The sequence below is a fragment of the Saccharopolyspora sp. NPDC050389 genome, assembly GCF_040655595.1.
Taxonomy (GTDB): domain Bacteria; phylum Actinomycetota; class Actinomycetes; order Mycobacteriales; family Pseudonocardiaceae; genus Saccharopolyspora.
This window is the reverse complement of sequence record NZ_JBFAKG010000010.1, coordinates 17,893-29,410: the sequence shown is the minus strand read 5'-3', so window position 1 is coordinate 29,410 and position 11,518 is coordinate 17,893. Positions and strand designations below refer to the sequence as shown.

10 protein-coding genes are annotated in these 11,518 nt (G+C 70.9%); 7 read left to right on the top strand and 3 right to left on the bottom strand.

Features of this window, described 5'->3' with window-relative positions:
• Nucleotides 1–279 precede the first annotated feature (279 nt).
• Nucleotides 280–1,389 (top strand): HAMP domain-containing sensor histidine kinase, encoded by a 1,110-nt coding sequence (locus AB0I53_RS08880; protein WP_358598749.1) that lies wholly within the window; start codon nucleotides 280–282, stop codon nucleotides 1,387–1,389.
• Nucleotides 1,390–1,508: 119 nt separating this feature from the next.
• Here the strand turns inward: AB0I53_RS08880 and AB0I53_RS08875 are convergent, their stop codons facing one another.
• Nucleotides 1,509–4,205, bottom strand: coding sequence for an AAA family ATPase (locus AB0I53_RS08875; RefSeq protein WP_358598746.1), 2,697 nt, complete (start codon nucleotides 4,203–4,205; stop codon nucleotides 1,509–1,511).
• 206 nt (nucleotides 4,206–4,411) lie between these two features.
• Here AB0I53_RS08875 and AB0I53_RS08870 point away from each other — a divergent pair, with 206 nt between their 5' ends.
• From AB0I53_RS08870 to AB0I53_RS08850, 5 genes are all read left to right on the top strand, one after another.
• On the top strand, nucleotides 4,412–5,836 hold the full coding sequence (locus tag AB0I53_RS08870) for a LuxR family transcriptional regulator (RefSeq protein WP_358598743.1): 1,425 nt from the start codon (nucleotides 4,412–4,414) through the stop codon (nucleotides 5,834–5,836).
• Nucleotides 5,837–5,876: 40 nt separating this feature from the next.
• Complete coding sequence (locus AB0I53_RS08865; protein ID WP_358598740.1) at nucleotides 5,877–6,233, top strand: hypothetical protein; 357 nt, start codon at nucleotides 5,877–5,879, stop codon at nucleotides 6,231–6,233.
• A 182-nt stretch (nucleotides 6,234–6,415) separates the two neighbouring features.
• Nucleotides 6,416–7,087, top strand: coding sequence for a response regulator transcription factor (locus AB0I53_RS08860; RefSeq protein WP_358598738.1), 672 nt, complete (start codon nucleotides 6,416–6,418; stop codon nucleotides 7,085–7,087).
• Between the two features lie 251 nt (nucleotides 7,088–7,338).
• A complete protein-coding gene (locus AB0I53_RS08855; RefSeq protein WP_358598735.1) occupies nucleotides 7,339–8,088 on the top strand; it encodes a response regulator transcription factor in 750 nt (249 codons plus the stop codon).
• Nucleotides 8,085–9,197, top strand: a complete 1,113-nt coding sequence (locus AB0I53_RS08850; RefSeq protein ID WP_358598732.1) for a HAMP domain-containing sensor histidine kinase — start codon at nucleotides 8,085–8,087, stop codon at nucleotides 9,195–9,197. Before AB0I53_RS08855 ends, AB0I53_RS08850 begins: the two co-directional genes overlap by 4 nt.
• A gap of 111 nt (nucleotides 9,198–9,308) precedes the next feature.
• Here AB0I53_RS08850 and AB0I53_RS08845 read toward each other — a convergent pair whose 3' ends face one another.
• Both AB0I53_RS08845 and AB0I53_RS08840 read right to left on the bottom strand, forming a co-directional pair.
• The gene (locus AB0I53_RS08845; protein ID WP_358598729.1) at nucleotides 9,309–9,716 is read right to left on the bottom strand and encodes a CAP domain-containing protein; all 408 of its coding nucleotides are present in this window, start codon (nucleotides 9,714–9,716) and stop codon (nucleotides 9,309–9,311) included.
• A 430-nt stretch (nucleotides 9,717–10,146) separates the two neighbouring features.
• A complete protein-coding gene (locus AB0I53_RS08840; protein ID WP_358598726.1) occupies nucleotides 10,147–10,689 on the bottom strand; it encodes a histidine kinase in 543 nt (180 codons plus the stop codon).
• 420 nt (nucleotides 10,690–11,109) lie between these two features.
• Here AB0I53_RS08840 and AB0I53_RS08835 point away from each other — a divergent pair, with 420 nt between their 5' ends.
• On the top strand, nucleotides 11,110–11,517 hold the full coding sequence (locus tag AB0I53_RS08835; protein WP_358598724.1) for a YciI family protein: 408 nt from the start codon (nucleotides 11,110–11,112) through the stop codon (nucleotides 11,515–11,517).
• Nucleotide 11,518 lies beyond the last annotated feature (1 nt).

The window sequence follows — 11,518 nt, the reverse complement described above, 5'->3', positions numbered from 1 at the left end:
ACGGCAAGAGCGTTTCCGGGTCGTGTTGATCGGTGACTATTGTGGACCGATCAACGCTCTGAAGCAGGTTCGGAACATGACGCAGACGGATCACGCCGCGGATCCCCACTCCCACCAGGAAAAGCAGAGGATCCTGGACGACCGCGTGGTCGCTCAGGAGCCGGCCGAGGATGATCGGTCACGCTTAGGCTCTCGCGAGCTCGTGCCGAGGGTGATCACCCCGACCGCGTGGGCTGTCGGCCACCGGTTCGGCCCGCCCGGCCACCCGGGCGGTCCGCGGTGAATCCGTCGCTGATCCTGCTGATCGCGGTGTGCGAGTCGGTGGGCGTGGGACTCGTCGGCGCCGTGGTGCTGCGCTTGCTCCGGCGGTCCCCGGTCGGGAACTCGCTGATCGCGGTCATCGTGATCACCGTCTGCGGGACCAACGCGAGCACCATCACAGTCGTCCTCGTGACGCAGTCCGCCGAGGTGCCGGTGGTGGTGACGCTGCTGGTCAACTTCGTCGCCGGTGCGGTTTCGCTCGGGATCGGACTGCTGCTCGGCCGATCCGTGATGAAGGGCAGCCGGCGGCTGGCCGACGCCACCCGCACCTTCGGCGTGGCCCAGCGGTTCCGGTTGCCGGAGGACCCGCCGAGCGCGGAGTTCGCCGAGCTGGCGCGGGAGTTGCGGATCACCAGCGACAAGCTGGAGGAGTCCAGGCGGCGGGAACGGTCGGTCGAGCAGTCGCGGCGCAAGCTGGTCGCGTGGATCTCGCACGACCTGCGCAGCCCGCTGGCGAGGTTGCGGGTCCTGACGGAGTCCATCGAGGACGGTGTGGTGGTCGACCTGGACGACTCCATCGCGAAGATACGCGGGAACACCGAGCGCCTGACCGAAATGGTGGACGACCTCTTCCAGCTCTCCCAGATCCAGACTGGGACGCTGCGCCTGAAGCCGCGGGAGGTGGCCCTCGACGACCTCGTCAGCGACGAGGTCGCCGGACTCGACGTGCTGGCCGCCGACCGCGGGATCCAGCTGCGTGCCAGGAAGATCGAGCCGGTCACCGTCGCGGTGGACGACCGGTCCATGACCCGGGTGTTCAACAACCTGCTGGCGAACGCGATCCGGTACAGCCCGGAGCGGACGACGGTGGCGGTCGACGTCCGTGCGGTGAACGGCTGGGCGGTGGTGTCGGTGACGGACGAGTGCGGCGGGATCCCGCCGCAGGAGCTCGGTTCGGTCTTCGACATGGGATGGCGCGGCCGCAAGCAGCACACCGGGGTGGATCAGGGCGGCGGTTTCGGGCTGACCATCGTGCACGGGCTGGTGCAAGCCCACAGGGGGCACGTGGCGGTGCACAACGTGCCAGGCGGTTGTTGTTTCGAGGTCCGACTGCCTCTGCTCCGCTAGCCGCCACGCGCCCGCCCGCGGGCCGTTGGTGGCTGCTCTCCTGTTCGGCGTGTTCATCCCCGGCCGGTGGTTGATCCGGGGATTCCCGCCGGATCGACCACCGGATTTCCCTGGTGGTGTCAGGCGCAGCCGCGGAGCGTCGCGGTCGCGAGTTCGGCGCGCGACCGGTAACCGGTGCGCTGGAAGAACCTGGTCAACCGCCCCTCCACGCTCTTCTCGCTGGTCCCCAGCACGGTGGCGACCTGCGAATTGGTCAGGCCCTCGGTGATCAGGGTGGCCAGCAGGCGTTCGTTCTCCGCGACCGTCGCGTTGCGGCCGGGGACGGCCACGTCACGCGCCCGCATCAGCAACCGCAGCCGCGCGCGGGGGATCAGGGCGCCGAGTTCGCCGAACGCCTCGTACGCCGCACGCAGGAGTTTCCGGTCGGCGAAACCGTGTTCCGCCACGGCGGCGACGGTGGCCGCGAACTCGAAGGGCCGGTCCCGCTCCGCCGCGAGTTCCAGGACTTCCGCCGCGGCGTCGGAGGCGCCCTCGACGAGCACCCGCGCCAGCAGCCGGTTCTGGTGGGCCTCGGCGGTGCCGAGCTCGTCCGCGATCCGTTCGATCTGTTCCACGCACTGCCTCGCCGCGTCCTGGTTCCCACGCCGCGATTCCGACTCGGCCATGCGCAGCCACAACTCGTCGGTGCCTGCGATGACACCGGTTTCGGCGGCCGTGGTGAGCGCTTGGTCGAGGACGTTGCGCGACTGCTGGTGCGCGCCGATCGTCAGTTCCAGCAGCGCTTCCGGGACGGCCAACCAGTGCGGCAGCAGGAGGTGCCGGGAGCGGGCGTCCTCGATGGCGGCCCGGGCCCGGTTCAGCTGGCCGCGCGCGGTGAGGATGGTCGCCATCTCCCGGAACATCGCGGTCTGCCCGGGCGGATCGCCGTGGAGGGACGCGGTGGCGATGGCCGACCGGGCGAGGTCCAGCGAGCGGTCCCACTGCCCGGTCTGGGCGGCGCGGACCGCTCGGCCGGTCGCCGACCCGCCGCCCGCGGGCGTGCCGGGGTCGCCCAGGCCGAGCGCCTGGAGCAGCGTTCGGGCCGCTTCGACGGCGGGGCCGAGCGGCGGGGCGGCCGTCGGTGCCGTCCCGCCCGCGACCGCCACCGCGGCCTCGGCGATGGCCTGCGCGAAGGCGGCCGGGCCGGTGCCGTCCGCGTGCCACGTGCCGTGTCCGGAAAGGAGTTCGTCGCGCGCGTCGGACCAGCGGTTGAGCAGGCAGAGCGCGGCGGCGCGGGTCACGAGCCGGGTCGCGTCGCCACCCGGCGCCGGGTGCCATCCAAGGGCGGCGACGTCGCGCAGCGCGGCCGCGTTCCCGCTGCCCGCCAGCCCGGCGGCGGCGATGATCTGCAGCTCCTGCACGGCATCCGCCGCAAGCCAGTCCTGGTGGTCGCGCAGCGCCGCCTCGGCCGCCTCGGCGGCGGGGGCCAACCGCTGGTGGCTGGCGCAGAGGACCGAATGCCGGTGCAGCGCCGCGGCACGCCGGGCGGGATCGGTGATCAGCCCGCACGCCGCCCACCGCCACCGAACGGCGCGAGCATCCTCCGGTGCCGCCTCGCCGCGGGACAGCAGCTCCGCCGCCGCCCGCTCGATGTCCACCAGCCTGCCCGCGTCCACGATCCGATCCGGCAGATAGCCGTCATCGGGGCAGGTCGCGGCACGTTCCCAGATCGCGTTCACGGCCAGCTGCGCGCTCCTGCTCCGCTCGTAGGGGCCGAGGCACGCGGTCAGCAGCGTGGCGAGCATCGGCACGCGGAACCGCCAGCCGTTCCGGAACGCGACCACTCCCGAAGCGCGCAGCTCGCGAAGGACGTCGAGGACCTCGTCTTCGCCGATCCCGGCCGTCGCGGCGATCAGCGGTGGGGCCGCCTCGCCCAGCGGGTGCAGCACCGACAGCGCTTTGGCCACAGACCAGGTCGCCGGTTCGCGCAGGGCCGCGAACAGCGGATGCGCGACCGGCAGCCGCGGCGCACCGGTGTCGACCAGGTGCGCCCGGCGGTCAACGACCCGCAGCCGACCGGACGCCAGGTAGCCCTCGATGGCGGCGTGCACCAGGGCGGGCACGCCCCGGCACGCGTCGCGGAGTTCGGCGGCCAGCCCCGGCGCGGGCTTGGCCCCGAGGAGCGACGTGAGGATGTGGTCCACTGCGGACACCGGCAGCGGCCGGAGCCGTTCCTCGTGCACCAGGCCGCGGGCGCGCAGCGACGCCAGGTCGGCGCCGCTGCCGTCGTTGGGCGTGGCAATGCTGCAGACGAACGCAATCCGGTCGTCGGTCAGCGCGCCGAGCGCGGCGGTCGCGGCGGCGAGGCATTCGGGAGCGAGCCGGTGCGCGTCGTCGATGAAGACGACGAGCCGACCTCCTCGGATCGGGGCGGCCGACAACCGCCGCAACGCGGCCGCGCCGGACTCGCCGCGGACCGGCGGCGCGCCCAGCTCGCCGGCGATCCTGCTCACGAGGCTCGGGAAATCGCGATCCCCAACGGAAACCCTGATGTCCGCAGTGGAAACGTCCGACTCGGACAGCCGCGCGCGCAGCTGCGCGAGAACCCAGCTGCGGCCGATCCCGGCCGGGCCGGTGATCGCGACCAGCGGCCGGCCCGGGCGGCTCGTGCAGACGTCGAGCACGCGGGCGATGAGTTCCTCGCGGCCGGACGAACGGGCATCCGGCCCGGCTTCTCGGGCAGCGTTGGTGGCGTGCGGTGTGCGCCGGACCGCGATCTCGGGAAGGGTCGGGATCGTCCGGTCGGGCGTTGGGATCGTCGATCGGGAAATCAGCACGAATCCCAGTATTGCCAGCTGATCCCGGCACATCGATATTCAAGTTGTGAGGAGATTCTTAAGCTTTTCTTGCCGGATCGCCGGCCGGTTCGAAATCCTTGCGCACTTCTAAATTCTGTCGTTCAGGAGTCTTTCCGCGGCCCGGGTTCCGGGGCATCCGCCGTTAACGTCCGCCTCGACGAGGCAAGTGCAACGAGTCTGGCGCGATGGCGCCGGGAACGGGACGGACGGCCATGGGGCGGGAACAGATGTCGATCGAGGGCCGGGATGGCGAGCTGGCGGGGCTGCGGTCCGCGTTGCGGAGCTGCGCGCCCGGCGGTCGCCTGCTGATCGTCCGTGGCGATGCCGGGATCGGGAAGACGCGACTGCTGGACGCGGCGGGCAGCCGCTGGCGGGCCAGGGGAACGCGGGTGGCGCAGGTGCGCGGCCGCCGATCCCGCGAATCGGCACCGGGAACCGGCACCGACCGGTACGGGATCGGCGCGGTCGTCGACGCGCTCCGGCAGGACTTCGACCGGTTCGGAGACTGCGGGCTGGTCGACGGGATCAGCGAGCTGGCGCGGTTCCACCAGCGCCAGGCCGAGGACCCGGCCGCGCGGTTCCCCGCCGTGGCGGCCGAGCTGAACTGGGTGTTCGACCGGATCAGCAGGCCCGGTCCCGTCGTGGTGCTCATCGACGACGTGCTGGACATCGCCGACCCCGTCCCGCTGCTGCTGGCGGCCCGCCGCCCCGGTTGCCTGGTCGTCGCGTCGGTCCGGTCGGACGACGCGGTGGTGCCGGCGTCCGCCGAACCGCTCGACCTGGCGGACGACGTGATCGACCTGGATCCGCTCGCCGACGAGATCATCGCGGGCCTTGCAGGCGATGATCTGGACGAGAGCGTTCACACGGCTCTGCGCGCGGCGCTCGGGCCGCTGTACGGCAACCCCGGCACGGTGCTGGCGACGGTTGAGGCGCTGCGGGACAGGGGCCGGCTCGTCGCCGCCGGCGACCGCCTCCGCCTCGACGATCAGGCGCCCATCTGCCTGCCCTACGACCACGACCTGCTGCTGCGCGCCCGGCGGCTCGGCAGCCTCGGCCCGCGGCTGCTCGCCACGACGGCCTGGCTCGATGCCTTCGGCATCGATGACCTGCCCGCGATCGCGGACGCGCTGGGCGAGGACATCGTCGAGTGCGGCCGGACCGTGGACCGGCTCGTCGAGAACGGCTTGCTGGTGGGTGATGTTCAGGGACTGCTGTGCTGCCTGTGCCCGGCGCTCGCGGCCTCCGCAGTGGCTGAGGAGCGCGCCGCGGTGCGGTGCCTGGCGGGCCCGGCGGCCGAATTCCCGAAACCGGCGCTGCTCCGCGAAACCGGTGGTTCGCCACTGGTGGCAGTGGCCCCGGCGCAGCCCTCGTCCGCCGCGCAACCCTGGTCGGCCACCGAGTCCCGCATCGTCGAGCTGATCGGCATGGGGCTCACCAACCGGCTGATCGGCTCGGAGCTCGGGTTGAGCGAGAAGACTGTGGAGAGCCAGCTCACCCGGTTGTTCGCCAAGACCGGTTGCCGCTCCCGCGTGGAGCTGGTGGCGGCCGCGAACTCAGCCGGCGCGCTGCGGGGCCGCGGCGTGCTGCGCGGGCGGTCCGCGGCATGAGGGCGGCGAAGCGACCGCGGGTGCGCGGCACGGCGGAATCATGACCTGGCCGGGCCTGCCGACCGTGCTGCTCGCGATCCGCGAGTTCGCAGGCGTGGCCCTCGTCGGCGTCGCGGTGCTGCTGATCATCGGGTCATTCTGCGGCAAATCCGGTGGTGAACCGCAGCGTGCGGCAGCTCGGATGTCCGAAGTGGACATGCGGGGCGAGAGCGTGCCGATGGGCTGGGCGGGGCGAGTCCCGCGCCCTGCGATGAGTTTGACGCCGATCGCCCTACTGCTCCTCCGTAGTGTGTCCTTTGAGGACTTCAATCGTGGCGCCGTCGGAGGCGCGGATGTGGTGGGCCGTCGCCTTGAACGGGACCGGCGGTGGAGATCGAGCCGCGCTGCGGCGCGGTGACCGGCTGATCCCGGTGAGGGGATTCCCGCGAGCCCGCGCCGAGGCCCCAGTTGACCTTCCCGGCACTGGACACTCGAACGATGTGGTTCGCGCGTTGCCCCGGCGAGAGCACCGGGACGGAACGGATGATCGGGCGTCGCGCCGACCAGCACGCTCGAAATGCAGCTCGGAGGAAGAGCGTGATGATGACCAAGGTCGAATCGGCAACGCACTCGGCTGCGCAGGAGCCCGGCGAGCAGGTTCGCGTCGCGGTGTGGGCGTCCGATCCCATCACCTCGACCGGCTTGACCGAGATGCTCGTAGGCGCCGCCGACGTGTTCATCGCGGCGGACCCGTTCCCCGCTGACGTCGACGTGCTCGTCTTCGCCGCGGACCGCGTGACCCCGGATGTCCTGGCCAGCATCAGCAGGGTAGCCGCCGAATCGGCCGCGCCCGCGGTGCTCGTGGCCAGGCAGCTGGAACGCGCCGTGCTGCTGCGCGTGGTCGAGTGCCGCGTGGTCGCGGTGCTGCACCTCAGTGCGGCCACGGCCGAGCGGCTGCTCGACGCGATCCGCGTCGCGGCCGAGGGAGGCGGGGAGGTGCCGACCAACCTGTTGGGCGAATCGCTGCAGCAGACGGAGAACCTGAACCGCGAGGTCCTGGAACCGCCCGGCCCGAACGCCGCCGGTTTCACCGCGCGGGAGATCGACGTCCTGCGGCTGCTGGCGGAAGGCCTGGACACCGAAGAGATCGGCAAGAAGCTCTGCTATTCGGAACGCACGGTGAACAACGTCATCTACGCCATGACGAGCCGGCTCAGCCTGCGCAACCGGCCGCAACTGGTGGCCTACGGCCTGCGGACCGGCGTGATCTGAGCGGTCCAGGCGCCAGCGCCGCTATGCGCACCGACGATTGCCGGGTTGTGGATGTTCCGGAGCGAGAACGATTTGCCACAGCGACTTCCGTGTGCGCTCGTATGAGCGCGCCCGTGCCTTCCCGCGGTTTCCAGGTGCGGGAGCGCACGTATCTCGCGGTTCGACTTGGCATGACGCACTTCGACCGCCTGCATGCGGCCCGGTGGTCCGGACTAGGGTGGCACGAAAACGGCAAGAAGCAGGTTTCGAGGATGACGCAGGCTGATCTAGGCGCGGATCACCGCTTCCGGGGACGAGAGCCGCGGATCCTGGTCGTGGACGACGATCCGACAGTTGCCCAGGTGGTCACCGGCTACCTGCGCCGGTCCGGCTTTACCCCGGTGCACGCGTCGGACGGCGTGATGGGGTTGGAGCTGGCGCGGCAGATGTCGCCGGACCTCGTCGTGCTCGACGTGATGCTGCCGGGGCTCGACGGCATCCAGGTCCTGCGGGAGCTGCGCGCGTCGAGCCAGGTGCCGGTCATCATGCTGACCTCGCTGGGGGAGGAGGAGCACCGGCTGCGCGGCCTGGAAGTCGGCGCCGACGACTACCTCACCAAACCGTTCAGCCCGCGCGAGCTCGTGTTGCGGGTCCAGTCCGTGCTGCGCCGGACGGCCGCCATGCCACCGGCCCAGGCCGACGGCGTGCTGCGCGCCGGCGACCTCCTGGTGGACCGGTCGTCGCGGGTGGTCAGCAAGGCCGGGCGCGAGCTGAACCTGCCGATCAAGGAATTCGAGCTGCTGGTCTTCATGATCCGCAACGCGGGCCGGGTGGTGCGGCGGGACGAGCTGATGCGGGAGGTCTGGGCGCACAACTTCGGCGACGCCTCCACGGTCACCGTGCACGTCCGGCGACTGCGGGAGAAGATCGAGGACGACCCGTCCCGCCCCGTGCTGATGAAGACCGTCTGGGGCGTCGGCTACCGGTTCGACCTCCCCGAGACCGGCGCCGGATCCCCATGACCCCGCTGCTGGTCGCGTTGATCGCGGTGTGCGAATCGGTCGGCGTGGGTCTCGTCGGCATGGTGGTCCTGCGGCTGCTCCGCAAGTACCCGGTGGGCTATTCACTGGTGGCGGTGGTAATCATCACCGTGTACGCGATCAACACGAGCGCCCTCACCGTGGTGCTCGTGGCGCGTTCGGCGCAGCTGCCGGCCGACCTGGTCCTCGCGGTCGTCCTCATCGCCGGGGCGGTGGCCATCAGCATCGGTCTGCTGCTCGGCCGGTCGGTGATGAACGGCAGCAGGCAGCTGGCCGAAGCCACGCGTTCACTCGGTCTGAAACACCGGTTCCAGCAGCCGGAGAACCTGCCGAGCGCCGAGTTCGCCGAGCTCGCCCGGGAGCTCTGGATCACCAGCGACAAGCTCGCCGAGTCGCGGCGGCGCGAGCAGGCGATCGACGAGTCCCGGCGGCGGCTGGTCGCCTGGATCTCGCACGACCTGCGCAGCCCGCTGGTGCGGCTGCGCGCCGTGACGGAGTCCATTGAGGACGATGTGGTGGACGACCTGCCGGACTACTGCAGGAAGATCCGCGGCGACACCGCGGTCCTGTCGGAGATGGTGGACGACCTGTTCGAGCTCTCCCGGATCGAGGCCGGGACGCTGCGCCTGGCCCCGCGGATGGTGGCGCTGGACGACCTCATCAGCGACGAGGTGGCCTCGCTCGACGTGGTGGCCGGCAACCGCGGGATTCGGCTGCGGGCGAGCACCGTCGAGCCCGTCGCGGTCAACGTCGACGACCGCGCCGTCACCCGGGTTTTCAACAACCTGCTGGTGAACGCGATCCGGTACGGCCCGGAGGATTCGACGGTGACGGTGGACGTCCGCGCGATCGCCGGCTGGGCGATCGTGGCGGTGAGCGACCAGTGCGGGGGAATCCCGGAGCGCGACCTGGGGTCGGTGTTCGACATGGGATGGCGAGGGGACGACCAGAGCACGGGAGACGGCCGCAGCGGCGGCCTCGGTCTCGCCATCGTGCAGGGCCTCGTGCAGGCGCACAACGGGAATGTGTCGGTGCGGAACGTACCGGGTGGCTGCTGCTTCGAGGTGCGTCTCCCGCTCCCCGCGGCCTGAGGTCGTCGCTGCGGGCCCCGTCAGGTGGCGGAACCCGTTCACTCCGGCTCGAAGTCGGGTAGCGGTGAGATTCCCGATCAGCGTCTTGGGCGGCGCAGCGGCGAAAATCGGTCAGTAGCCGAAGTTCTGCGTCCACCACGGGCCGGTGGCGTCCACGTGCAGTCCCACGCCGATGAACAGGAAGTCCGCGTTCAGGATGTTGGCGCGGTGCGGGATGCTGTACATCCAGGCATGCACCACCGCGGCGGGTGTTTCCTGGCCGGCCGCGATGTTCTCGCCGCCGGGATCTTCGAAACCCGCGGCCAGCATCCGTTCGAACGGCGACGGGCCGCGCGTCGCCTGGTGCGCGAAGAAGCCGCGCCGCGCCATGTCGGCGCTGTGTCCGCGCGCGGCGCGGCGCAACCGCTCGTCGACGCGCAACGGGCCGAGCCGCCGCTTCGCCCGCTCCACGTTCACCAGCCGGACGACCTTGTCCTCGGCCTGGGTCCGCACCAGATCGCGGCTGGAACCGAAAGCCATTTTCTCGAGCCTCCCGAATTTCACCGACCGGCACCAGCTTCGCCCGTGCAGCGGGTGGGGACGAACCTGCCGGGGCGCGAAGTCGGCGAACGGGCAGGAGGCCGCGACTTTCGGGCAACTTCCCGGCCGCACCGTTGCAGCTGGGGCCGATCGGGCGGGGCCGCTGCCGCTCGCCGCGAGTTGATCGGGCAACGCATGTGGGCAGCCGCCGATCGCGGCGAACAGTCCGGTGATCTGTTCAATCTCGTCTACGACCTGGACACCCTGCGGTTGCCTGGTATCGGGGTCGGGGCTGATTCGCTTGCCCGCCAACAGGTTCAGCGCCGCAGCAGCGCGTCGCCGCCGCAGCCGACCCCTTCGTGCCTCGCCGCTTCCAGCAGCATGACCAGGCCTTCCCGGAACAGCGCGCCGTCGTCTGCGATGGCCACCTTCATCCCAGCATCGCCCGGAAATGCCGCCGCTGCGCCGAACCCGGCCGCTGCTCGGTGATGTGCACGCGCACGAACTTCCTGCCCCGCACTCGCACCTGCGCGGTGGTGCCGGATTCCAACGTGCGCAGGTGATCGGCGACGAGGAGACCCGTCCGGGCGGATGCCTGCGTGCCGAGGTCGTGACCCGGCAGGTCCAGGCGCAGCCGCAGGTCGCAGTGCTCGGCGACGGACAACCACGCGGGTTCGAGGCCGGCGGCGAGCGCCGGCGGGTGGATGGTCGCGCCGAGCAGGCGCATGCGGTCGACGAGCAGGCAGACGGTGTCTCGAAGCGCGTCGATCCGGGCCGCGAGCTGCGGATGACCGGCCGTGGCGGAGATCAGGCCCAGCTCGATGGCCAGCGCCGACAGGCTCGCTGCCGGGCCGTCGTGCAGTTCCCGTTCGAGCTCGCGCCGGTACTCGACGGCTGCCCGGCCGGGCGCGCGCAACCAGCCGGGCAGCCGCCTGCCCAGTCCGGTGATCTTGCGCGCGATTTCAGTGATCATCAGAGCATCATCCCCGCGACAACCGGGAGAGGTGCAAACCCCCGTAGGGCTAGGGAAACCCCCCACCTCCCGCGCGCCACAGGATTGATCCGCACTCGGGTTGTGGTCGTCTTCGCTTTCGCTGAGGACGTGCATGCCCTCCACGCCGAACAGCTCATCGGTCCGAGCACACCACGACGCGCACACGTACAGTGACGCGCGCGAAGCCTTCTCCCGATTCAGTCGCTGCTGATCTTGGAAGGTCTCGTTCCGCCTCGCCCTCGCGCCACGCCGTGGACCCGGACACCACGAGGCGGCGCACCCAGACTCAGCTACGAAAGCCGAAAAATTTCAGACGGCGATGTCGAGAACCCGCGACCGGCTCCGTCCCAGCGGTGAATGTGACCAGAATGGGTCGCACCAGCATCGAGGAGAAACACGATGGCCAAGTACTTGCTGCTCAAGCACTACCGCGGCGCTCCGGCTTCGGTCAACGACGTGCCCATGGGCCAGTGGACGCCGGAGGAGATCTCGGCGCACGTGCAGTACATGAACGACTTCGCGGCCCGCCTAGAGGGCACCGGCGAGTTCGTGGACAGTCAGGCGCTTGCCCCCGAGGGGACGTTCGTCCGGTACGACGGTGAGGGCCGCCCGCCGGTCACCGACGGTCCGTTCGCCGAGACCAAGGACCTCATCGCCGGCTGGATGGTGATCGACGTCGACAGCTACGAGCGCGCCATCGAGCTGGCCGGGGAACTTTCGGCCGCCCCCGGGGCGGGCGGGAAGCCGATCCACGAGTGGCTAGAGCTGCGCCCGTTCCTGGCCTCGCGGCCCACCATCACGGAATGAC

What these genes read in the sequence shown, in the direction of transcription:
- AB0I53_RS08855 (WP_358598735.1), top strand. Translation starts at nt 7,339, where the DNA reads ATGACGCAGGCTGATCTAGGCGCGGATCACCGCTTCCGGGGACGAGAG.
- AB0I53_RS08860 (WP_358598738.1), top strand. Translation starts at nt 6,416, where the DNA reads ATGATGACCAAGGTCGAATCGGCAACGCACTCGGCTGCGCAGGAGCCC.
- AB0I53_RS08870 (WP_358598743.1), top strand. Translation starts at nt 4,412, where the DNA reads ATGGCGCCGGGAACGGGACGGACGGCCATGGGGCGGGAACAGATGTCG.
- AB0I53_RS08835 (WP_358598724.1), top strand. Translation starts at nt 11,110, where the DNA reads ATGGCCAAGTACTTGCTGCTCAAGCACTACCGCGGCGCTCCGGCTTCG.
- AB0I53_RS08845 (WP_358598729.1), bottom strand. Translation starts at nt 9,716, where the DNA reads ATGGCTTTCGGTTCCAGCCGCGATCTGGTGCGGACCCAGGCCGAGGAC.
- AB0I53_RS08840 (WP_358598726.1), bottom strand. Translation starts at nt 10,689, where the DNA reads ATGATCACTGAAATCGCGCGCAAGATCACCGGACTGGGCAGGCGGCTG.
- AB0I53_RS08865 (WP_358598740.1), top strand. Translation starts at nt 5,877, where the DNA reads ATGACCTGGCCGGGCCTGCCGACCGTGCTGCTCGCGATCCGCGAGTTC.
- AB0I53_RS08850 (WP_358598732.1), top strand. Translation starts at nt 8,085, where the DNA reads ATGACCCCGCTGCTGGTCGCGTTGATCGCGGTGTGCGAATCGGTCGGC.